Source organism: Quadrisphaera sp. DSM 44207 (assembly GCF_900101335.1).
Classification (GTDB): domain Bacteria; phylum Actinomycetota; class Actinomycetes; order Actinomycetales; family Quadrisphaeraceae; genus DSM-44207.
Window position 1 is genome coordinate 477,755 of sequence record NZ_FNKA01000002.1, and the last position, 21,432, is coordinate 499,186.

Below are 21,432 nucleotides of genomic sequence, written 5' to 3' on the forward strand. Positions count from 1 at the left end.
GGCCCTGCGCCGGCCACGCCGACCCGAGACGCTACCGAGTGCCGACCGGCGCGCCACCACAGCAGGGCCCGGGCCCGCGCGCGGCGGCGTCGCCGTACCACAGCGCCGGTGTTCCCGTCGCGGCGACACACCGGCCGTGATGATCCTCATGGTCCCCAGGCGGGCCCGGTCGGCCGTTCGGACGTACCGTTGGGGGGTGGCACGACAGCCGGCACGGCGTCCTGAGCCCGAGGTGTACTCCATCACCGGCGCCCGGCGGGCGCACGGCGACGAGATGCGCGAGCGGATGGTCAAGTACGCCGTCTCCATGGCGATCCGCACCGCCTGCTTCGTCCTCGCGTTCGTCGTCTCCGGCTGGCTGCAGTGGCTCTTCCTCACGGCCGCCGTGGTGCTGCCGTACATCGCCGTGCTGATCGCCAACGCCGGCCGCGAGCAGGCGCCGGCCGTGCCCGACACCCTCATCGGCCGCGCCGACCGCCCCGGGCTCGGCGCGCAGCCGGCCCCCGCGCCCACCGCCGCCCCTCCGGCCGCGACGCCCGCGGGCGCTGCTCCGGAGACCGTGGTCGTCGAGCCGATCCTCGTCGACGGCCAGGTCGTGCCCGGCCGCGCGGTGGCGCGGGTGCGCAGCGGCGGACACCCTCGGTGACCCGCTCCTCACGATGACCGCGCACCGTGGGCCGTGCGGGGCGCCGTCGACGCGCCGGCGGTCGTTGATCCTTGCAGGAAACAGCCGTTGTCTGCATAGTGGTCGCGCACGGTCCGTCTCCCCCGTCGGGCCGGGCGCCCCGACGCCGGGCGGCCCCCGCCGCCCGGCGTCCTGCGTCCGGAGGACGAGCGGGAGGCGCGCCGCCGCGGGCCACGCCGGTGCGGGGGTGACGCGGCACCCGCGGCTGGAGCACACTCCTCCCCATGCCGCTCGAGCGTCACGAGCCCCCGTCCGACCTCGTCTGCAGCGCTCGCGGCTGCCACGGCCGGGCCTCCTGGCTGCTGCGGTGGAACAACCCGCGGCTGCACACCCCGGACCGCCGCAAGACCTGGCTGGCCTGCGAGCAGCACGTGGCGGGCCTGAGCGAGCACCTCGACGTGCGGGGCTTCCTGCGCGAGACCGAGGCCGCGGTCGCGGGCGAGCAGCCCGTGCCGCAGCGCTCGGCCAGCTGAGCACCTCCGCCGCGGGGGCCGCCGGCAGCGGCCCTGCGTCGTAGCGTGCTCGCCCTCCTGCACCGGCCGCAGTGGCTGCGCGCCCTCGCCCTGACCGCCGCGGTCTCCGCGGCGTGCGTCCTGCTGGGGCTGTGGCAGTGGGACCGCCGCGAGGAGCGCCTGGCGCGCATCGCGCGCGTGCAGGCCAACTACGCCGGCGACCCCGTCGCCCTGCGGCAGGTCCTGGCCGGCCCGGACGACCGCCTGGCCGCCGACGAGGAGTGGACGCCCGTGCTCGTGCGCGGGCAGTACCAGCCCGAGGCGACGGTGCTCGTGCGCAACCGGCCGCTGCCCGGCGCCGAGCGCTACGGCTACCTGGTCCTCGTGCCCCTGCGCCTCGACGACGGCACCGCCCTGCTCGTCGACCGCGGCTGGATCCCGGCCGGCCCCACGGGCGAGGCGCCCTCGCAGGTGCCGGCGCCGCCGTCCGGGCAGGTCTCGGTGCTCGCCCGCCTGCGCCCGCCCGAGCCCGCGGACGACCGCAGCGCGCCGGCCGGGCAGGTGCAGCGCATCGACCTCGCCGGGTCGGTGCGCACCGAGCTGGAGGCCGCCGCCGCCGCCGGCCCCGCCGCGGCGGCGGAGGGCCTGGTGACCGGGGCGTACGGCGTCCTGGTCCGCGAGGACCCGCCGCCGGCGCAGGCGCCCGCACCGGCGGCGGCGCCCAGCCGGGACAGCGGCCCGCACCTGGCGTACACCGTGCAGTGGTTCGTCTTCGCCGCGGGCGCCTGGGTCTTCTTCGGCGTCCAGCTGCGCCGCTCCGCGGCCGACCCGCAGGAGCCGCGCCCGTCGCCGCGCCCGGCGCGGGCGCGCCGCCCCTCCGACGAGGAGCACGAGGACGCCCTCCTCGACGCCGCCGCCTCCCGGAGGGAGTGAGCGCGGCCGGCGACCGCGCGCGCCCTGAGGCCCGGCGGGCGCGGAGCGCTCAGGCCTGGCCGGCGAGCTGGTCGCCCGCCCGCTGCGGCCCGCCGGGCGCGGACGCGTCGTCCTGGCCGGCGAACTGGGTCGCGTGCAGGTCGGCGTAGAGCCCGCCCGCGGCCAGCAGCTGCGCGTGCCGCCCGCGCTCGACGATGCGCCCGCCGTCCACGACGCAGATCAGGTCGGCCGCGCGCACGGTGGACAGCCGGTGGGCGATGACGATGCTCGTGCGCCCGCTCAGCGCCACGTCCAGGGCGCGCTGGACGGCGGCCTCGAACTCGGAGTCCAGGTGGGCCGTCGCCTCGTCGAGCACCACCACGGACGGCGCCTGCAGCAGCAGCCGCGCGAGCGCCACCCGCTGCTTCTCCCCGCCGGAGAGCCGGTGCCCGCGGTCGCCGACGACGGTGTCCAGGCCCGCGGGCAGGCCCGCGACGACGTCCTCGGCCTGCGCCGCCCGCAGCGCCCGCCACAGCTCCTCGTCGGAGGCGCCGGGGCGCGCGTAGAGCAGGTTCGCGCGCACGGTGTCGTGGAACAGGTGCGCGTCCTGCGAGACCACGCCGACGCGGCGGTGCAGGTCGCGCTGGCGCACGTCGCGCGCGTCCACCCCGCCGAGGCGCACGGCGCCGGTGGTCACGTCGTACAGGCGCGCCACCAGCGAGGTGATCGTCGTCTTGCCGGCGCCGCTGGGGCCGACCAGCGCCACGACCTGCCCGGGCTCGGCGCGCAGGCTCACCCCGCGCAGCACCGGCTCGTCCCGCACCGGCACGCCGCGGTCCCCGGCGTGCTCCTCGAGCGACTCCAGCGTGGTCGTGGCCGGGTCCGGGTAGGCGAAGACGACGTCGTCCAGCTCCACCGAGAGCGGGCCCGGCGGCAGGTCCCGGGCGCCGGGGCGGTCCTGGACGCCGGGCTGCAGGTCCAGGACCTCGAAGACGCGCTCGAAGGAGACCAGCGCCGTCATGACGTCGACCTGCACGTTGCTCAGGCCCGTCACGGGCCCGTAGAGGCGACCCAGCAGCGCCGCCAGCGCCAGCAGGGTGCCCACCGTGATGGCGCCGTCGATGGCGAGCAGGCCGCCGACGCCGTAGACCATGGCGGTCGCCAGGGACGCCAGCGCGGTCAGGCCGATGAAGAAGAAGCGGCTGCTCATCGCGGTGCGCACGCCGATGTCGCGCACCCGACCGGCGCGGTCGCGGTACTCCGCGGACTCGGTGGCCGGGTCGCCGTAGAGCTTCACGAGCAGCGCGCCGGAGACGTTGAACCGCTCGGTCATCCGGTTGCCCAGCTCGGCGCCCAGCTGCATGCTCTCGCGGCTGAGCGCCGCCAGGCGGCGGCCGACGCGCCGGGCGGGCAGCACGAACAGCGGGGTCATGGCGAGGGCGAGCAGCGTCACCTGCCAGGAGAGCAGGAGCATCGCCGTGACCACCGCCACGAGCGAGACGACGTTGGAGACGACGCCCGACAGGGTCGAGGTGAACGCCTGCTGGGCGCCGATGACGTCGCTGTTCAGGCGCGTGACGAGGGAGCCGGTCTGGCTGCGGGTGAAGAAGGCGAGGGGCTGGCGCTGGACGTGGTCGAACACCGCCGAGCGCAGGTCGAAGATCAGGCCCTCGCCGATGCGCGCGGACAGATAGCGCTGCACCAGGGCGAGGACGGCCTGCCCGATCGCTACGAGGGCCACGAGCAGCGCGAGAGCGACGACGAGCGCGCGGTCCCCCGGGATGACGCCCCGGTCGACCAGGCGCTGCAGCAGCAGCGGCACGGCCACGACGAGGGCCGCGTCCAGCACGACCAGGGCGAGGAACGCGGTCAGCTGGCGCCGGTAGGGGCGGCCCAGGGCGAGGACGCGCCGCAGGGTGCCGGGGGCGAGCCGGTGCTCGGTGACGCTGCCGTCCTGGCGGAACGAGCGCATCGCGTGCCAGCCGCCCCCGGCCGACATGCCGGACATCGACATGGCTCTCCCCTGCTGGCGCGCCGGGATCCAGCGGCGCCGGTCCGGGCGCCGCTCTCCGGCGCCTCAGCTGGCCTTGCGCTCGCCGCGGGTGGCTCCCCCGCGGCTGCGGAGCGAGACGTCGCTCTCGCTCAGGATGCGGTGCACGAACCCGTAGCTGCGGCCCGTCTCCGCGGCGAGGGCGCGGATGCTCGCGCCCTGTGCGTACTTCGCCTTCAGGTCCTCGGCGAGCGTGCTCCGCTCCCCGCCGGTGATCCGCGCGCCCTTCTTGATCTCGGCCACGACCCCTCCCTGCCTCCCCCTCGACCAGATCCGGACGAGCCCATGGTGTGCTCGTCGCCGCCGGACGGCCACTCGACCGATCATGGCCGCCGCCCGCCGCCGGGCCGGTGTCGGTCGAGCGGCCGCCGCGGCGGGGCTCAGGCGAGGGAGACCAGCTCCGCGTACTCGGGGGTCCACAGGTCCTCCTGGCCGTCGGGCAGGAGGACGACGCGCTCGGGCTCGAGCGCGTGCACCGCGCCCTCGTCGTGCGTGACGAGGACGACGGCGCCCGAGTAGCGGCGCAGCGCGTCGAGCACCTCCGCCCGCGAGGCGGGGTCGAGGTTGTTCGTCGGCTCGTCGAGCAGCAGCACGTTGGCCGCGGAGACGACGAGCATCGCCAGCGCCAGGCGCGTCTTCTCCCCGCCCGAGAGCACCCCGGCCGGCTTGTGCACGTCGTCCCCGACGAAGAGGAAGGAGCCGAGCACGCTGCGCACGCCGGTGTCGTCGAGGTCCGGGGCGGCGCTGCGCATGTTCTCCAGCACCGTGCGGCCGACGTCGAGGGTCTCGTGCTCCTGCGCGTAGTAGCCCAGCCGGAGCCCGTGCCCGGGCTGCACCGCCCCGGTGTCGGGGGTCTCCAGGCCCGCCAGCAGGCGCAGCAGCGTCGTCTTCCCGGCGCCGTTGAGGCCGAGGACGACGACCTTGCTCCCGCGGTCGATCGCGAGGTCGACCCCGGCGAAGATCTCCAGCGAGCCGTAGGACTTGCTGATCCGCTCCGCCGTCAGGGGCGTGCGCCCGCACGCGGCGGGCTCGGGGAAGCGCAGCCGGGCCACGCGGTCGGCCTGCCGCTCGCCCTCCACGCCCGCGAGCATCCGCTCGGCGCGCTTGGCCATGTTCTGCGCCGCGACGGCCTTCGTGGCCTTCGCCCGCATCTTGTCCGCCTGCGCCAGCAGCGCCCCGGCCTTCTTCTCGGCGTTCGCCCGCTCGCGCCGGCGCCGCTCCTCGTCCGTGGCGCGCTGCTGCAGGTAGGTGCGGTACCCGACGTTGTAGACGTCGAGGGCGGCGCGGTTGGCGTCCAGGTGCAGCACGCGCGTGCACACCGCGGCGAGCAGGTCGACGTCGTGGCTGATGACGACGAGGCCGCCGGTGTGGGTGCGCAGGTGCTCGCGCAGCCACCCGATCGAGTCGGCGTCGAGGTGGTTGGTGGGCTCGTCCAGCAGCAGCACCTCGGCGTCGGAGAAGAGGATGCGCGCGAGCTCCACGCGCCGGCGCTGGCCGCCGGAGAGGGTGCGCAGCGGCTGGGCGAGCACCCGCTCGGGCAGGTTCAGGTTGCTCGCGATGCGGCTGGCCTCGCTCTCGGCGGCGTAGCCTCCGGCGGCGGTGAAGCGGGCCTCCAGGCGCGGGTAGCGCGCCATCGCGGCGTCGCGCACGGCCGGGTCGTCGCTGGCCATCTCCAGCTCGGTCTCGCGCATCTTGCGCACGACGACGTCGAGGCCGCGCGCGGACAGGACGCGGTCGGCGGCGAGCTGGCCCAGGTCGCCGCTGCGCGGGTCCTGCGGCAGGTAGCCGACCGGGCCGTCGCTGCTCACGGTGCCGCCGGCCGGCTGGGCCTCGCCGGCGAGCACCTTCGTCAGGGTGGTCTTGCCGGCGCCGTTGCGGCCCACCAGGCCGACCCGGTCGCCGCGCCCGACGCGGAAGGTGGCGCCCTCCACCAGGAGGCGGGCGCCGGCGCGCAGCTCCACGTCGGTCGCCGTGATCATGTCGTCATCATCCTACCGGGCGGCGGCCCGCCACCCCGTCGTCCCCGTCCGTGCCGGAGGGGTTCAGCGCACGAGGGCCCCGCGCTGTTCCCGCACCCGCACGACCCGCCCGGGGTGCCGGCTGGTGCCGCTCCGGTCACGCTGGGTGCCATGAGCGTCCCGACCCCGGCCGCGCAGCTACCCGGCGGCGTCGCCATGCCCCTGCTCGGCCTCGGCACCTGGCAGCTGAGCGGCGAGGCCGGCTACCGGGCGGTGCGCACCGCCCTGGAGACCGGCTACCGCTCGATCGACACCGCGACGACGTACGGCAACGAGGCCGAGGTCGGGCGGGCGCTGCGCGACAGCGGCCTGGCCCGCGAGGAGGTCTTCGTCACCACCAAGCTGCCGCCGCAGCGCGCCGGGCGGGAGGAGGAGACGCTGCGGGCCAGCCTGGACGCCCTGGGCACCTCCTTCGTGGACCTGTGGCTGGTGCACTGGCCGCCGGACGGGCGGGCGCGGCCGAGCACCTGGGAGCGGTTCCTCGCCGCCCGCGAGCAGGGGCTGGCCCGCGCGGTGGGCGTGAGCAACTACAGCACCGCCCAGGTCGACGAGCTGGTCGCCGCCACCGGCGAGGCGCCGGCGGTGGACCAGGTGCGCTGGGGCCCAGCCCTGCACGACCCGCGGTTCCTGCACGAGTGCGCCGAGCGCGGCGTGGTCGTCGAGGGCTACTCGCCGTTCAAGAGCACCGACCTGGGCGACCCGGTGCTCGCCGAGGTCGCCGCGGCGCACGGGGTCACCCCGCAGCAGGTGGTGCTGCGCTGGCACCTGGAGCACGGGATCGTGGTGATCCCGAAGTCCGCCTCGCCGGAGCGGATCGCGGCCAACGCCGACGTCCTCGGCTTCTCGCTGTCGGCGCAGGAGGTCACCCGCGTCGACGGCCTCAGCCGGGTGCGTCGCTGACGCGCACCCGCACCGCGCGGCACCGCTGCGCCGCCTCGGCGAGCACCTGCAGGCGCGGCTCCCGCACGTCCATCAGGGGGGCCCGGGGCAGCGCGGCGGCGCTGCGCAGCCGCGGGTCCTCCAGGACGGCGGCCAGCAGCGGCCGGTCGCCGCCCGGCACGAGCAGCTGGGGAGCGCCCGGCGCCCGGTGCAGCACCCGCACCGCCGCGTCGGCGGCCGCCGTCGCCAGCTCGCCGGCCTGCCCGGAGCGGCGGCGGGCGTAGCGCTGCTGCGACCAGCCGCCGGCCGCGGTGCGGGACTGCACGTACCGGCTCGCCGAGGCGTGGTCGAGCAGGGCCCCGTCGCGGGCCAGCCCGACGGCGGCGCCGCCGCGGCGCACCAGCAGCAGCAGCGCCGTGCACGAGGCGCCGGCGTGGCGGGCGAGCGCCGCGACGGGGCCCTCCTCGCCCGGCGGCGGCAGCGGGGGTCGCGGGACCTCCAGCACCGCCACGGCGCCGTCGGTCGCGCTCAGCCGCACGACCGCGTCCTCGACCGCCGCGGCCTCGACCGCCGCGGCGCAGCCGCCGTGGGCGGCGCTGAACCGCTCCACCCAGCCGGCGAGGCGCTCCGGGGAGACCTCCACCAGCCGCGAGGCGGGCGTCGCCGGCCGGCTCAGACGTTGAAGCCCAGGGCGCGCAGCTGGTCGCGGCCGTCGTCGGTGATCTTGCCCATGTCCCACGGCGGCATCCAGACCCAGTTGATCCGGTGGCCGGGAACGAGCCCGGCGAGGGCCTGGGCGGTCTGGTCCTCGATCACATCGGTCAGCGGGCACGCCGCCGAGGTCAGGGTCATGTCGATGACGGCCTGCCCGTCGGGCTCAACGCTCAGGCCGTACACGAGCCCGAGGTCGACGACGTTGATGCCGAGCTCGGGGTCGATGACGTCCTTGAGGGCCTCCTCGACCAGCTCCAGGCGCGGCGCGCCCGCAGCGCCCGCGCCGTCGGTCTCGCCGGGCGCTGCGGCGTCCTGCGCGGGCTGGGTGGTGAGCTGCTCGCTCATCGGTCCTCCAGGGTCGGCCGGCTCTCACCGGCACCAGCGTCGGGGCGGGCGGGACCCTTCCCCGCCGTGCGCGCGAGGGCGTCGCGCAGCGCGGCCCAGCCCAGCAGGGCGCACCTGACCCGGGCCGGGAAGCGGCGCACGCCCGCGAAGGCGGCGACGTCCCCGTGCACCTGCGGGTCGGGCTCGGCGCGCCCCTGCAGCACCTCCAGGACGCCGTCGTAGCGGGCCAGGGCCTGGGCGACGGTGCCGCCGACGACCTCGTCGGTCATCACCGAGGAGCCGGCGACGCTGATGGCGCACCCCTGCGCGTCGTAGGAGACGTCACGCACGAGCGCCGCCGCCCCGTCGCCGTCGAGCAGCAGCCGCAGGCGCACCTCGTCGCCGCAGGTGGGGTTGACGTGGTGCACCTCGACGTCGAACGGGTCGCGCAGGCCCGCCCCGTGCGGCTCGCGCGCGTGGTCGAGGATCAGCTCCCCGTAGAGGGACCGCAGGCCGCTCACCGGCGCCTCACCCTCCCGCCCGGGCCAGGCCCGGGGCGCCGAAGAAGTGCCGCACCCGCTCCAGGCCGTCGACGAGCGCGTCGACCTCCGCCTCGGTGGTGTACAGGTAGGACGACGCCCGGGTCGTGGCCGGCACGCCGAAGCGCACGTGCAGCGGCCGGGCGCAGTGCTGGCCGGTGCGCACGGCGATGCCGAGGGAGTCCAGCACCTGCCCGACGTCGTGCGGGTGCACCCCGTCGAGGACGAAGGAGACCGCGCCGCCGCGCTCGTGCGCCTCGCGGGGGCCGAGCACCCGCAGGCCCGGCACGCTCGCCAGGCCGTCGAGCAGGCGGGCCGTGACGGCCCGCTCGTGCGCGGCGACGGCGTCCATGCCGACGCCCTGCAGGTACCGCACCGCGGCGCCGAGCCCGACCGCCTGGGTGATGGGCGGCGTGCCGGCCTCGAAGCGGTGCGGCGGCTCGGCGTAGGTGGAGCCGGCGAGGTCGACGACGCCGACCATCTCCCCGCCGCCGAGGAACGGCGGCAGCTGCGCCAGCAGCTCCCGGCGCCCCCAGAGCACGCCGATCCCGGTGGGCCCGCACATCTTGTGGCCCGTGAAGGCGAGCAGGTCGGCGCCGAGGGCGGCGACGTCCACGGGTAGCTGCGGCACCGCCTGGGCGCCGTCGACGACCACGAGGGCGCCGACGGCGTGCGCGCGCCGGGCCACCTCGGCGACCGGGTTGACGGTGCCGAGGACGTTGGAGACCCACGCCAGGGAGACGACCCTCGTGCGCTGCGACAGCTGCGCGTCGAGGGAGTCGAGGTCCAGGCGCCCGTCGTCGGTGACCTCCACCCACCGCAGCACCGCGCCGGTGCGCTGGCACAGCAGCTGCCAGGGCACGAGGTTGGAGTGGTGCTCCAGCGCCGTGACGAGCACCTCGTCGCCCGGCCCGACGCGCAGCGGCTCCGGCGCCCACGCGAGCACGCCCGCGACGAGGTTCAGCGCCTCCGAGGCGTTCTTGGTGAAGACCACCTCGTCCGGGCCGGCGGCGCCGACGAAGCCGGCGACGGCCTCGCGCGCGCCCTCGTAGGCCGCCGTCGCCTCGGCGCCCAGCTGGTGCGCCGAGCGCGCGACGTTGGCGTTGGAGCGGCTGTCGTGCTCGGCCACGGCCTCGAGCACCGCGCGCGGCTTCTGGGAGGTCGCGGCGGAGTCGAGGTAGACCAGCGGTGCGCCCCCGTCGAGGCGGCGCGCGAGGATGGGGAAGTCCTCGCGCAGCCGCTCGACGTCCAGCGCCGCTCCTGCGGTGCTCATGGCCGGTGCGCGCCCGCTCGTCTCAGGCCGGGGTGAGGAAGCGGTCGTAGCCGTTCTCCTCGAGGTCCTCGGCGAGCTCGGGCCCGCCCTCCTCGGCCACGCGGCCGGCCACGAAGACGTGGACGAAGTCCGGCGTCACGTAGCGCAGGATCCGCGTGTAGTGGGTGATCAGCAGCACGCCGGACTCCCCGGTGGCGCGCAGCCGGTTGACGCCCTCGGAGACGATCTTCAGGGCGTCGACGTCCAGGCCGGAGTCGGTCTCGTCGAGGACGGCGAACTTCGGCTGCAGCAGCTCCATCTGGAGGATCTCGTGGCGCTTCTTCTCGCCGCCCGAGAAGCCCTCGTTGACGTTGCGCTCGGCGAAGGCGGGGTCCATGCGCAGGGCCTGCATGGCGGTGCGCACGTCCTTGGTCCAGTGCCGCAGGTTCGGCGCCGTGCCGTCGATCGCGGTCTTGGCGGTGCGCAGGAAGTTCGACACCGTCACGCCCGGCACCTCCACCGGGTACTGCATGGCGAGGAACAGGCCCGCGCGGGCGCGCTCGTCGACGCTCATCTCCAGGACGTCCTCGCCGTCCAGCGCCACGGAGCCGCTGGTGACGGTGTACTTCGGGTGCCCGGCGATGGAGTAGGCCAGCGTCGACTTGCCCGAGCCGTTCGGGCCCATGATCGCGTGGGTCTCTCCGGAGCGGACGGTCAGGTCGACGCCGCGCAGGATCTCCTTGGCGCCGGCGTCGGGGGTGTCGACCGTGACGTGCAGGTCGCGGATCTCCAGGGTGGACATGTCGGCTCCAGGGGGTCAGGCGGCCGGCTCGGCGTCGACGTCCACGAGGACGTCGTCACCGGAGACGGTCAGCCGGTAGACGGGGATCGGGGCGGTGGCCGGCAGGCTGCTCGGCTCGCCGGTGCGCAGGTCGAAGCGCGACCCGTGCAGCCAGCACTCGATCTCGCAGCCCTCGACGTCGCCTTCGGACAGGGCGATGTCCTGGTGGCTGCACAGGTCCGAGACGGCGTGCAGGGCGCCGTCCTCGTCGCGCACGACGGCCACGGGCACCTCCGCGCCGTCGGCGCTCGTGGCGCTCACGCGCACGGCGCCGACCTGCGGGACGTCGGCGAGGGCGCACACGCGCTGCGCGCTCACGCCCCCGCCCCCAGCGTCGCGGCGCCGGTCAGGGGCACGGGCGCCTCGCCGGTGCCGACGGCCGGCAGCGCCGCCTGCTCCAGCTCGGCCTCGATGGCCGCCATGAGCGCGTCGGTGACCTCCGCGACGCCGATCTTCTGCAGCACGTCGGCGAAGAAGGCCCGGACGACGAGGCGGCGCGCCAGCTCCTCCGGGATCCCGCGCGACTGCAGGTAGAACAGCTGCTCGTCGTCGAAGCGGCCGGTGGCGCTGGCGTGCCCGGCGCCGACGATCTCGCCCGTCTCGATCTCCAGGTTCGGCACCGAGTCGGCGCGCGCGCCCGGGGTGAGCACGAGGTTGCGGTTGAGCTCGTAGGTGTCGGTGCCCAGCGCCCCGTCGCGGATCAGCACGTCCCCGACCCAGACGGTGTGGGCCGTGGCGCCCTGCAGCGCGCCCTTGTACATGACGTTGCTGCGGCAGCTGGGCGCGGCGTGGTCGACGAACGAGCGGTGCTCCAGGTGCTGGCCCGCGTCGGCGAAGTAGACGCCGAGCAGCTCCGCGTCGCCGCCCGGGCCGGCGTAGCGCACCGTCGCCCCCAGCCGCACCACGGCGCCGCCGAGGGTGACGACGACGTGCTTGAACGTCGCGTCGCGGCCGACGAGGGCGTCGTGCTGGCTGGCGTGCACCGCGTCCTCGTCCCACTGCTGGACGCTGACGACGGTCAGCTGCGCGCCGTCGCCGACGCGCACCTCCACGCCGCTGGCGACCGCGCCGGACCCGGCGTGGTGGACCACGACGGTGGCGCGGCTGAACGGCCCGGCGTCGACCACGAGGTGGCCCGCGCCCCGGGCCCCGCTCGAGCGCACCGCGACGCGCACGGGCGCCTCGAGGGAGGCCTCGGGGGCGATGCGGACGACGTCCGCGCCGGCGGCGTCGGCGTAGGCGACGGCCGCGGCCCGGTCACCGGGCACGAAGGCGACCCCGCGCGCGGGGTCGCCGGCGCCGACGCGGGTGTGCGTGACGCCGTCGGGGGCCTCGACGGTGGTGGTCAGGCCCGCCGCGGCGCCGGCGTCGGGGGCGAAGAGCGGCGCCAGCGGCCCGAGGGGGGTGAAGCGCCACTCCTCCTCCCGGCCCGTGGGCACGGGGAAGTCGTCGACGGCGAAGGAGGTCAGCCGCTCGGCGCGGCTGGCCTCCGGCACCCCGGCGCCGTGGGAGTGGGCGCCCAGCCCGTGCTGGGCCCCGCCCCCCGCCGCGCCGTCGGGCCCGCCCCCGCTCGCACGGGCGTCGAGCTCGTCGCGGGTGCCCGGGCGCGCGTCGGCCGGGGAGTACCCGGGGCCGGCCGCGACCGAGCTGTCGATGGCGACGTCCGCGGGAGCCGCGGCCGCCAGGTCCACGGCCTTCTCCTGCCGGCGCTCGTCACCGGCCCCGTCCGGGGCGTCGCCGGGGCGGAGCGCCTCGACGACGCCCCGCACGGCGTCCTCGACCGCGGCGGTGACGGCTTCCGTGGTGCTGCGCGCGTCCGCCATGCTCAGCCGACCGCTCCTTCCATCTGCAGCTCGATGAGCCGGTTCAGCTCGAGGGCGTACTCCATCGGCAGCTCGCGCGCGATCGGCTCGATGAAGCCGCGCACGATCATCGCCATCGCCTCGTCCTCGGCCATGCCGCGCGACATCAGGTAGAACAGCTGGTCCTCGCTGACCTTGGACACCGTGGCCTCGTGGCCCATGACGACGTCGTCCTCGCGGACGTCGACGTACGGGTAGGTGTCGGAGCGGGAGTTGCTGTCCACCAGCAGCGCGTCGCAGCGCACCGTGGACGCCGAGTGGCCGGCGCCCTCGAGCACCTGCACCAGGCCGCGGTAGGAGGCGCGCCCGCCGCTGCGGGCCACCGACTTGGAGATGATCGAGGACGACGTGTGCGGCGCCGCGTGGACCATCTTCGCGCCGGCGTCCTGGTGCTGGCCCTCGCCGGCGAAGGCGATGGACAGCGTCTCGCCCTTGGCGTGCTCGCCGAGCAGGAAGATCGCCGGGTACTTCATCGTGACCTTGGAGCCGATGTTGCCGTCGACCCACTCCATGGTCGCGCCCTCGGCGGCGGTCGCCCGCTTGGTGACCAGGTTGTACACGTTGTTCGACCAGTTCTGGATCGTCGTGTACCGCACGCGGGCGTTCTTCTTCACGACGATCTCCACGACCGCGGAGTGCAGCGAGTCGGACGTGTAGATCGGCGCGGTGCAGCCCTCGACGTAGTGCACGTACGAGCCCTCGTCCGCGATGATCAGCGTGCGCTCGAACTGGCCCATGTTCTCGGTGTTGATCCGGAAGTAGGCCTGCAGCGGGATGTCCACGTGCACGCCCGGCGGCACGTAGATGAACGACCCGCCGGACCACACGGCCGTGTTCAGCGCGGCGAACTTGTTGTCCCCCGGCGGGATGACGGAGCCGAAGTACTCGGCGAACAGCTCCGGGTGCTCGCGCAGGCCCGTGTCGGTGTCGACGAAGATCACGCCCTGGGCCTCGAGGTCCTCGCGGATCTGGTGGTAGACGACCTCGGACTCGTACTGCGCGGCGACGCCGGCGACGAGGCGCTGCTTCTCCGCCTCGGGGATGCCGAGCCGGTCGTAGGTGTTCTTGATGTCCTCGGGCAGCTCGTCCCAGGACGTCGCCTGCTTCTCGGTGGAGCGCACGAAGTACTTGATGTTGTCGAAGTCGATGTCGGACAGGTCGCTGCCCCAGTCCGGCATCGGCTTGCGGTCGAACAGGCGCAGCGCCTTCAGGCGGGTGCGCAGCATCCAGTCCGGCTCGCCCTTGAGGGCGGAGATCTCGCGGACGACGTCCTCGGACAGGCCGCGGCGCGCGGTGGCGCCGGCGGTGTCGGCGTCGGCCCACCCGTACTGGTAGGTGCCCAGCCCCTGGAGCTCGGGGTTGCGGGCCTCGATGTCGGACAGCTCGGCGGTCATGCGGGATGCGTCCCTTCCGGGGAGGCGGTGGTGCGGGGGGTCTGGCGGGAGGTGCTGGTCGGGGAGGTGCTGGTGCGGCTGGTGGCGCGGGTGGTGCTGGTGCCGCTGCGGGGCGAGGCGACGGGGACGTGGGTGGTGCACGCGTGCTCGCCGTGGGCGAGCGTGGCGAGCCGCTGCACGTGCACGCCGAGCAGCCGCGAGAACGCGTCCGTCTCGGCGCGGCACAGCTCCGGGAACTCGCCCGCCACGTGCGCCACGGGGCACGCCCCCTGGCACAGCTGGACGGCGTGGACGGCGCCGGCAGCGGACGGCGCACGACCCGCGGGCCGTCCCGGCGCCCGGCCCGGTGCGCGCCGCGCCGCGGAGGCGCGGGGAGGGACCACCGGGCGGGTCGAGGCAGCGTAGCCCTCGTGCGAGAGCGCTCCGGCGAGGGCGTCGACGCGCTCGGCGAGGCCGGGGCCGGCCGCGGCCAGGGCGGGGGCGCAGCGGACCTCCAGGGCCCGCGCGCGGTCCTCCGCGAAGGCGGTCACGGCCTCGCGCCCGCCCAGGGCCGCGAGGCGGTGCAGCGCGGCGGCCGCCAGCTCCTCCCCGGCCCCGGCGCCCCCGCGCGGGCGCACCGCGGCGCGGCCGGCGGCCGTGGCGGTGACCGTGCGGGCGGGCCGGCCGCGCCCGCCGGTGCGCACGAGGTCGTGCGCGGCGACCAGGCCGTCGGCGGTCAGGGCGTCGAGGTGGCGGCGCACCGCCGCGGGCGTCAGGCCCAGCGCGTCCGCGAGCGCGCCGGCCGTCACCGGGCCCCGGGTGAGGACGGCCGACAGCACGCGCCGGCGCGTCCTGCTCTCCCCGTCCACGCTTTCCACAACGGCATCATCGCGGAAATGCATCCGCCCTGGCGAACCGGGGTGGCGGACCTCACTCGCGCACAGGGGAGCCGGCCGCGCGCCCCCGCCTAGACTTGCTCCCGTGAGCCTCGCCCGGGGTCCCGCCGGGGCCGCGCCGCCCGCGTCGGCCGGCGCGGCGGGCTCCCCGGCGCCGGCCGCGGCGCTCCTGGGGGCAGCGGCCACGGCGGGAGGCGCACCCGGCGGGCGCGACGCCGTCCCCGCCCTGGTCGTCTCCGGGCTCGTCAAGCGCTACGGGCGCCGCGCCGCGGTGGACGGGCTGTCCCTGCTCGCGCAGCGCGGCGCCGTCACGGCCGTGCTCGGGCCCAACGGCGCGGGCAAGACCACGGCGGTGGAGTGCTGCGTGGGGCTGCGCTCCCCTGACGCCGGCACCCTGCGGGTGCTCGGGCTGGACCCGGTGCGCGACCGCGCCGCCCTGCGCGGGCGCGTCGGCGTCGTGCTGCAGGACGGCGGGCTGCCCAACGGGGCGCCGGCGCTGGGCGTGCTGCGCCACGTCGCCTCCCTGCACGAGGACCCGATGGACGTCGACGCGCTGGCGGACCTCCTCGGCCTGCACCCGGTGGCGCGCACGAGCGTGCGGCGGCTGTCCGGCGGCCAGCGCCAGCGCCTCGCCCTGGCCGCGGCCGTGGTCGGCCGCCCGGAGCTGCTCTTCCTCGACGAGCCGAGCGCGGGGCTGGACCCCCAGGGCCGCCAGGTGGTGTGGGACCTGCTGGAGCGCCTGCGCGACGCGGGCGTCGCCATCGTGCTGACGACGCACTCCATGCCCGAGACCGAGCGGCTGGCGGACACCGTCGTCGTCGTCCGCTCCGGGCGGGCCGTGGCGAGCGGCACCGTGGCGGAGCTGACCGGCGCCGGCGGCGAGGAGCGGCTGAGCTTCGCGACCACCCCGGGCCTGGACCTGCAGCCGCTGCGCAGGGCGCTGCCGACCGCGGTGGCCGTGGCCGAGCCGGCGCCGGGGCGCTACGAGGTGCGCGCCGTCGACGGCAGCCCCGGTGCGGTCGACCCCCGGGTCGTGGCCACGGTGGCCTCCTGGTGCGCGGCCGCCGGGGTGATGCCGACGGGCCTGACGGTGGGCGCGCGCAGCCTGGAGGAGGTCGTCCTGGAGCTGACCGGCAGCGAGGCCGACTGGCAGCGGAGCGGGTCGTGAGCGCCGAGGCCGGGTCGCAGGCGCCGGGGGCGGTCCGCCCCGGCGCGGCCGGGCTGGCCCTGGCGCCCGGCGGAGGGCCGGCGCCCGCCGCGCGCCGGGTCCTCGCGCAGGCCGCCTTCGACACCCGCGTGCTGCTGCGCAACGGCGAGCAGCTGCTCGTCAGCCTCGTGCTCCCCGCCCTGGCGCTGGTGGCGCTGGTGCGCCTGCCGCTGGGGGACCTCGGGGTGCCGGCGGAGCTGGCGGCCCTGCCCCGCGTCGACGTCGTCGTGCCCGGCGTGCTGGCCCTGGCCGTGGTCTCCACCGCCTTCACCGGCCAGGCGATCCAGCTCGGCTTCGACCGCCGCTACGGCGTCCTGAGGCTGCTGGCCACGACGCCGCTCGGGCGCGGCGGGCTGCTCGCCGGGCGCGTGCTCGCCGTGCTCGCCGTGGAGGTCCTGCAGGTGCTGGTCCTCGGCGCCCTCGGCGCCGCTCTGGGCTGGCGGCCGCTCGCCGCCGGCGCCGCCGGGCTGGCCGCGCTCGCCCTCGCCCTGCTCGCGGGCACCGCCGCGTTCGTGGCCCTGGCGCTGCTGCTGGCGGGCACGCTGCGCGCCGAGGCGGTCCTGGCCCTGGCCAACCTCGTCTTCCTCCTCCTCGTCGCGGGCGGCGGGCTGCTGCTGCCCCGCTCGGCGCTGCCCGGCCCGCTGTCCGCGGTGGTGGCGGTGCTGCCCTCCGGCGCCCTGGGCGACGCCGCGCGCGCGGCGCTGCTCGACGGCGCGGTGGCCGTCGTCCCGGTGCTGGTGCTGCTCGCCTGGGCCGCGGCCGCCGCGGCCCTCGTCGTGCGCGTCTTCCGCTGGAGCTGACCCGGCGCCGACCCGGACCTGACCCGGACCTGACCCGGACCTGACCCGGACCTGACCCGGACCTGACGGGGCCCGGGGGCCGCTGAGAGCCGCCCCACACCCGCCGCTGCCGGCGTCGGCGCCGCCGCGGGCGCGACCTACCCTGGCGGCGTGAGCGCTGTGCGAGGCCGCGGGGCGGCCAGGCCCGTGGGCCGCGGGACGACGTCCGGCCGCTGGCTGGGGCCGGTGCTGGTGGCCCAGCTCGTCGCGGAGATCGGGATCGTGCTCACCGGCGGCCTGGTGCGCCTGACCGGCTCGGGGCTCGGGTGCCCCACGTGGCCGCAGTGCGTGCCCGGCTCCTACGTGCCGACGGTCGAGCAGGCCGAGGGGTTCCACAAGCACATCGAGTTCGGCAACCGGCTGCTGACCTTCGTCGTCGGCGCGCTCGCCGTCGCCGCCCTCGTCGCCGTGTGGCGCCTGCGCCCCCAGCGCCCGCTGCTGCGGCTGCTGGCGGCCGCGCCGCTGGTCGGCGTGCTGGCGCAGGGCGTCATCGGCGGCATCACCGTGCGCACCGGGCTGAACCCGCTGACCGTCGCGCTGCACTTCCTCGTCTCGATGGCGCTGATCGCGGTCTCGACGCTGCTGGTGCTGCGCGCGCGCGAGGGCGACGGGCCGCCGCGCCCGCTCGTGCACCCCGCGCTGGTGTGGTGGGGGCGGCTGGTCGCCGTCGTCGCCGCCGTCGTCCTCGTGCTCGGCACGCTCGTGACGGGGGCCGGGCCGCACTCCGGCGACGCGGACGAGCCCGCGCGCCTGGCCGTGGACCCGCGCACGCTCAGCTGGCTGCACGCCGACGCCGTGCTGCTCTTCGTCGGCCTCGTCGTCGGGCTCGCGGTGACGCTGCGCGTCGTCGGCGCTCCCGCGGTCACCGCCCGGCGCGCCCTGCTCGTCGTCGGCGTCACGCTGGCCCAGGGCGCGCTGGGCTACACCCAGTACGCGCTCGACCTCGCCCGCCCCCTGGTGTGGCTGCACATGCTCGGCGCGTGCCTGCTCGTCGTCGCCGTCACGGCGCTGCTGGTCTCGCTGCGCGAGCGCGGCGACGGCCCGGGCGACGCGGCGACGGGCCCCCTGCCGCCCCGGCACGAGCGCGGCCTCGTCGCCTCGCGCTGAAGCGCCTCGCGCGGCGCCCCCCGGGTGCACTCCGCCCGCGGAGTGCACCTGCGGCCGTGGTCCCGGGCGCACTCCGCCCGCGAAGCGCGTCGAGTCGGAGGTGGGTGCGTCGACGAGGAGCCGCGCCCGGCCTCAGAGGAGGCGGTGCGGCAGGACGGCGTCCACGGCCAGGGCCAGGAACAGCAGCGTCAGGTAGCTGATCGAGACGTGGAACAGGCGCATCGCGCGCACCTCGTCAGCGCTGGCCACGCGCCGCGCGCGGCGCAGCAGCCCGTGCGCCTCCGCGACGAACCAGGCCCCCAGCAGGACGGCGGCCCCGGCGTAGACCGGCCCGGTGCCCGCCACCGGCACGAGCAGCAGCGTCGCCGCGACGGTCGCCCACGTGTACGCGACCACCTGGCGCCCGACGGCGGTGGGGGTGGCGACCACGGGCAGCATCGGGACGCCGACCTCGGCGTAGTCGTCCCGGTACTTGATCGACAGCGGCCAGTAGTGCGGCGGCGTCCAGAGGAAGATCACCGCGAACAGCACCCAGGGCGTCCACGAGAGGCTGCCCGTGACCGCGGACCACCCGATGAGCACGGGCATGCAGCCGGCGGCGCCGCCCCAGACGATGTTCTGCCGCGTGCGCCGCTTGAGGCCGAGGGTGTAGACGAGCACGTAGAACGCGATCGCCAGCCCGGCCAGCAGCGCCGAGAGCCCGTTGACGACGAGGGCCAGCCACGCGACCGCCACGACCCCGAGCCCGAGGCCGAACGCGAGCGCCTCGCCCGGGCGCACCACGCCGGTCACGAGCGGGCGGCGCCCGGTGCGGTGCATCCGCATGTCGATGTCGCGGTCGAGGTAGCAGTTCAGGGCGTTCGCGCTCGCCGCGGCGAGCGTGCCGCCGACGAGGGTCGCGCCCAGCAGGCCCAGGGGCGGCAGGCCCCGGTCGGCCAGCATCATCGTCGGCACGGTGGTCATGAGCAGCAGCTCGATGATCCGCGGCTTCGTGAGCGCCACGAAGCCGAGCAGGCGCTGGCCGGTGGTCCACCGGGCCGGGGACGGGGCGACGTGCTCGACGGCGGTCACGGGCGGTCGTGGTCCTCGCTCGCGAGGGGTCCCCGAGGGGCTGGCGCTCCACTCTACGACCACGCCCCGCGGCCGCAGCCGCTGCGGTGTGGCGGGGCAGGAGGGGGTGAGTAGGCTTCCGACGACGGGCGGCGAAGTCGACGACCGCCGGTGTGACAGCCATCAGGGCCGCGCGCGCGTGCCCCTTGCGCGCGGCGCGAGGGAAGGACCCCGAGTGACCAGCACGGACGTCAGCACCACCAGCACCGCTCTGGAGTGGGACGAGACCGACCAGCGGGCCGTCGACACGATCCGCGTCCTGGCCGCCGACGCCGTCCAGAAGGCCGGCAACGGCCACCCGGGCACGGCCATGAGCCTGGCGCCGGCCGCGTACCTGCTGTTCCAGAAGCTCATGCGCCACGACCCGTCCGACCCGCTGTGGCCTGGGCGCGACCGCTTCGTCCTGTCGGCCGGGCACTCCAGCCTCACCCTGTACATCCAGCTGTACCTGGCCGGCTTCGGCCTGGAGCTGGAGGACCTGCAGGCGCTGCGCACGTGGGGCTCGAAGACCCCCGGCCACCCCGAGTACCAGCACACCCCCGGCGTGGAGATCACCACCGGCCCCCTCGGCCAGGGCCTGGCCAGCGCCGTGGGCATGGCCATGGCCGCCCGCCGCGAGCGCGGCCTGCTCGACCCGGACGCCGCGACCGGCGAGAGCCCGTTCGACCACTCCGTCTACGTCATCGCCTCCGACGGCGACCTGCAGGAGGGCGTCACTGCCGAGGCCAGCTCCCTGGCCGGCCACCAGGAGCTGGGGAACCTCGTCGTCCTCTACGACCAGAACCACATCTCCATCGAGGACGACACCGACATCGCCTTCAGCGAGGACGTCCTCAAGCGGTACGAGGCCTACGGCTGGCACACCCAGGAGGTGGACTGGACGCACGGCGGCAGCGAGTACTCCGAGGACGTCGAGGGCCTGTGGTCCGCCCTGCAGGCGGCCCGCGCCGAGACCGGCCGGCCCTCGATCATCGCCCTGCGCACGATCATCGCGTGGCCCGCGCCGAAGGCGCAGAACACCGGCAAGGCCCACGGCTCCGCCCTCGGCGAGGACGAGGTCAGGGCGACCAAGCAGGTCCTGGGCTTCGACCCCGAGCAGACCTTCGCCGTCGAGGACGCCGTGATCGAGCGCACCCGCGGCCTCGCCGAGCGCCTGCGCCCGCAGCGAGAGGAGTGGGACGCCGCCTACGCCGCCTGGCGCGAGGCGAACCCCGAGCGGGCCGCGTTCCTGGACCGCACCAGCGAGCGCCGCCTGCCCGAGGGCTGGACGTCGGCGCTGCCGTCCTTCCCGGCCGGCAAGGACGTCTCCACCCGCAAGGCCTCCGGCGCGGTGCTCACGGCGCTCGCCCCGGTGCTGCCCGAGCTGTGGGGCGGCTCCGCGGACCTGGCGGAGAGCAACAACACGACGATGGAGGGCGAGCCCTCCTTCGTCCCCGCGCACCGCGCCACCCGCAGCTGGGCCGGGAACGAGCACGGGCGCACGCTGCACTTCGGCATCCGCGAGCACGCCATGGGCTCGATCCTCAACGGGATCACGCTGCACGACGGGCTGCGGGCCTACGGCGGCACGTTCCTGGTCTTCAGCGACTACATGCGCCCCGCCGTCCGCCTCGCCGCGCTGATGCAGATCCCCACGATCTACGTGTGGACCCACGACTCCATCGGCCTGGGCGAGGACGGCCCGACCCACCAGCCGGTCGAGCACCTGGCCGCCCTGCGCGCCATCCCGGGCCTGTCCGTCGTCCGCCCCGCCGACGCCAACGAGACCGCCGTCGCCTGGCGCGGGATCCTCGAGCGCACGAACGGGCCGGCCGGCCTGACCCTGACGCGCCAGAACGTGCCGACGTTCGAGCGCGGGGACGGCGACGCGACGCCGGAGTCCTTCGGCTCCGCGCAGGGCGTGCTGCGCGGCGGGTACGTGCTCGCCGAGGCCAGCACCGGCACCCCGCAGGTGGTGCTCGTCGGCACGGGCTCGGAGGTGCAGATCGCGGTCGCCGCGCGCGAGCAGCTGGAGGCCGACGGCATCGCGACCCGCGTGGTCTCCATGCCGTGCCGCGAGTGGTTCGCCGAGCAGGACGCCGAGTACCGCGAGTCAGTGCTGCCGCCGTCCGTGCGCGCGCGCGTGTCGGTGGAGGCCGGGGTGGCCGCCGGGTGGCGCGACGTCGTCGGGGACGCCGGGCGCTCCGTGTCCCTGGAGCACTTCGGCGCCTCCGCCGACTACCAGACCCTCTACGCCGAGCTGGGCTTCACGGCCGAGCACGTGGCCGCGGCGGCCCGCGAGTCCCTGCAGCAGCAGGACTCCGCGACCCCGGGCAGCGCGGCGGGCTCCAGCTCCCCCTCCGGCGGCACCGCCGACCGCTGACCCGACCTCC

21 protein-coding genes are annotated in these 21,432 nt (G+C 76.4%); 8 read left to right on the forward strand and 13 right to left on the reverse strand.

Going from position 1 to position 21,432, the window contains the following annotated elements; all coding sequences use genetic code 11:
- Window positions 1–196: 196 nt before the first annotated feature.
- From BLS82_RS15705 to BLS82_RS08425, 3 genes are all read left to right on the forward strand, one after another.
- Window positions 197–646, forward strand: a complete 450-nt coding sequence (locus tag BLS82_RS15705) for a DUF3099 domain-containing protein (RefSeq protein ID WP_176819003.1) — start codon at window positions 197–199, stop codon at window positions 644–646.
- Between the two features lie 263 nt (window positions 647–909).
- Window positions 910–1,158, forward strand: coding sequence for a hypothetical protein (locus tag BLS82_RS08420; RefSeq protein ID WP_092863968.1), 249 nt, complete (start codon window positions 910–912; stop codon window positions 1,156–1,158).
- A 45-nt stretch (window positions 1,159–1,203) separates the two neighbouring features.
- The gene (locus BLS82_RS08425) at window positions 1,204–2,070 is read left to right on the forward strand and encodes an SURF1 family cytochrome oxidase biogenesis protein (RefSeq protein WP_176819004.1); all 867 of its coding nucleotides are present in this window, start codon (window positions 1,204–1,206) and stop codon (window positions 2,068–2,070) included.
- A gap of 49 nt (window positions 2,071–2,119) precedes the next feature.
- Here the strand turns inward: BLS82_RS08425 and BLS82_RS08430 are convergent, their stop codons facing one another.
- The 3 genes from BLS82_RS08430 to BLS82_RS08440 all read right to left on the reverse strand — a co-directional run bounded on the left by BLS82_RS08430 (window position 2,120) and on the right by BLS82_RS08440 (window position 6,078).
- Window positions 2,120–4,063, reverse strand: a complete 1,944-nt coding sequence (locus BLS82_RS08430; protein ID WP_092863974.1) for an ABC transporter ATP-binding protein — start codon at window positions 4,061–4,063, stop codon at window positions 2,120–2,122.
- A gap of 63 nt (window positions 4,064–4,126) precedes the next feature.
- Window positions 4,127–4,426, reverse strand: a complete 300-nt coding sequence (locus BLS82_RS08435; protein WP_255378219.1) for a helix-turn-helix domain-containing protein — start codon at window positions 4,424–4,426, stop codon at window positions 4,127–4,129.
- Between the two features lie 53 nt (window positions 4,427–4,479).
- A complete protein-coding gene (locus BLS82_RS08440) occupies window positions 4,480–6,078 on the reverse strand; it encodes an ABC-F family ATP-binding cassette domain-containing protein (protein WP_092863977.1) in 1,599 nt (532 codons plus the stop codon).
- A 150-nt stretch (window positions 6,079–6,228) separates the two neighbouring features.
- Between BLS82_RS08440 and BLS82_RS08445 the strand changes: the two genes are divergently transcribed.
- Entirely contained in the window at window positions 6,229–7,017 is a 789-nt protein-coding gene (locus BLS82_RS08445) for an aldo/keto reductase (protein ID WP_218123730.1), read from the forward strand.
- Here the strand turns inward: BLS82_RS08445 and BLS82_RS08450 are convergent.
- The 9 genes from BLS82_RS08450 to BLS82_RS08490 are packed head-to-tail and all read right to left on the reverse strand — an operon-like array spanning window position 6,998 to window position 14,779.
- Window positions 6,998–7,639: an acVLRF1 family peptidyl-tRNA hydrolase gene (locus tag BLS82_RS08450; RefSeq protein WP_218123731.1), complete on the reverse strand. Its 642-nt coding sequence runs from the start codon at window positions 7,637–7,639 to the stop codon at window positions 6,998–7,000. The genes BLS82_RS08445 and BLS82_RS08450 overlap by 20 nt on opposite strands.
- A 29-nt stretch (window positions 7,640–7,668) precedes the next feature.
- The gene (locus BLS82_RS08455) at window positions 7,669–8,055 is read right to left on the reverse strand and encodes a metal-sulfur cluster assembly factor (protein ID WP_092863980.1); all 387 of its coding nucleotides are present in this window, start codon (window positions 8,053–8,055) and stop codon (window positions 7,669–7,671) included.
- Window positions 8,052–8,555: a Fe-S cluster assembly sulfur transfer protein SufU gene (sufU, locus tag BLS82_RS08460; protein ID WP_255378220.1), complete on the reverse strand. Its 504-nt coding sequence runs from the start codon at window positions 8,553–8,555 to the stop codon at window positions 8,052–8,054. Before sufU ends, BLS82_RS08455 begins: the two co-directional genes overlap by 4 nt.
- A 7-nt stretch (window positions 8,556–8,562) precedes the next feature.
- Complete coding sequence (locus BLS82_RS08465; RefSeq protein ID WP_092863983.1) at window positions 8,563–9,846, reverse strand: cysteine desulfurase; 1,284 nt, start codon at window positions 9,844–9,846, stop codon at window positions 8,563–8,565.
- A 22-nt stretch (window positions 9,847–9,868) separates the two neighbouring features.
- On the reverse strand, window positions 9,869–10,627 hold the full coding sequence (gene sufC / locus BLS82_RS08470) for a Fe-S cluster assembly ATPase SufC (RefSeq protein WP_092863986.1): 759 nt from the start codon (window positions 10,625–10,627) through the stop codon (window positions 9,869–9,871).
- A 15-nt stretch (window positions 10,628–10,642) separates the two neighbouring features.
- Complete coding sequence (locus tag BLS82_RS08475) at window positions 10,643–10,984, reverse strand: non-heme iron oxygenase ferredoxin subunit (protein ID WP_092863988.1); 342 nt, start codon at window positions 10,982–10,984, stop codon at window positions 10,643–10,645.
- On the reverse strand, window positions 10,981–12,489 hold the full coding sequence (sufD, locus tag BLS82_RS08480; RefSeq protein ID WP_092863990.1) for a Fe-S cluster assembly protein SufD: 1,509 nt from the start codon (window positions 12,487–12,489) through the stop codon (window positions 10,981–10,983). Before sufD ends, BLS82_RS08475 begins: the two co-directional genes overlap by 4 nt.
- Before the next feature lie 2 nt (window positions 12,490–12,491).
- Window positions 12,492–13,922 carry a Fe-S cluster assembly protein SufB gene (gene sufB / locus BLS82_RS08485; RefSeq protein ID WP_092863992.1) on the reverse strand — a complete coding sequence of 477 codons (1,431 nt, stop codon included), beginning with the start codon at window positions 13,920–13,922 and terminating at the stop codon, window positions 12,492–12,494.
- Window positions 13,919–14,779, reverse strand: a complete 861-nt coding sequence (locus BLS82_RS08490; RefSeq protein WP_218123732.1) for a helix-turn-helix transcriptional regulator — start codon at window positions 14,777–14,779, stop codon at window positions 13,919–13,921. The genes sufB and BLS82_RS08490 overlap by 4 nt, the downstream gene beginning before the upstream one ends.
- 187 nt (window positions 14,780–14,966) lie before the next feature.
- Here BLS82_RS08490 and BLS82_RS08495 point away from each other — a divergent pair, with 187 nt between their 5' ends.
- From BLS82_RS08495 to BLS82_RS08505, 3 genes are all read left to right on the forward strand, one after another.
- Window positions 14,967–15,965: an ABC transporter ATP-binding protein gene (locus BLS82_RS08495; RefSeq protein WP_092865100.1), complete on the forward strand. Its 999-nt coding sequence runs from the start codon at window positions 14,967–14,969 to the stop codon at window positions 15,963–15,965.
- Window positions 15,962–16,804 (forward strand): ABC transporter permease, encoded by an 843-nt coding sequence (locus BLS82_RS08500; RefSeq protein WP_255378222.1) that lies wholly within the window; start codon window positions 15,962–15,964, stop codon window positions 16,802–16,804. The genes BLS82_RS08495 and BLS82_RS08500 overlap by 4 nt, the downstream gene beginning before the upstream one ends.
- 150 nt (window positions 16,805–16,954) lie before the next feature.
- Entirely contained in the window at window positions 16,955–17,950 is a 996-nt protein-coding gene (locus tag BLS82_RS08505; protein ID WP_218123733.1) for a COX15/CtaA family protein, read from the forward strand.
- Between the two features lie 132 nt (window positions 17,951–18,082).
- Here the strand turns inward: BLS82_RS08505 and BLS82_RS08510 are convergent, their stop codons facing one another.
- Entirely contained in the window at window positions 18,083–19,021 is a 939-nt protein-coding gene (locus BLS82_RS08510; RefSeq protein ID WP_092865106.1) for a heme o synthase, read from the reverse strand.
- Between the two features lie 214 nt (window positions 19,022–19,235).
- On the opposite strand from BLS82_RS08510, the gene tkt reads away from it, so the two are divergent.
- Window positions 19,236–21,422: a transketolase gene (tkt, locus tag BLS82_RS08515; protein ID WP_255378223.1), complete on the forward strand. Its 2,187-nt coding sequence runs from the start codon at window positions 19,236–19,238 to the stop codon at window positions 21,420–21,422.
- The last annotated feature ends 10 nt before the right edge of the window (window positions 21,423–21,432 follow it).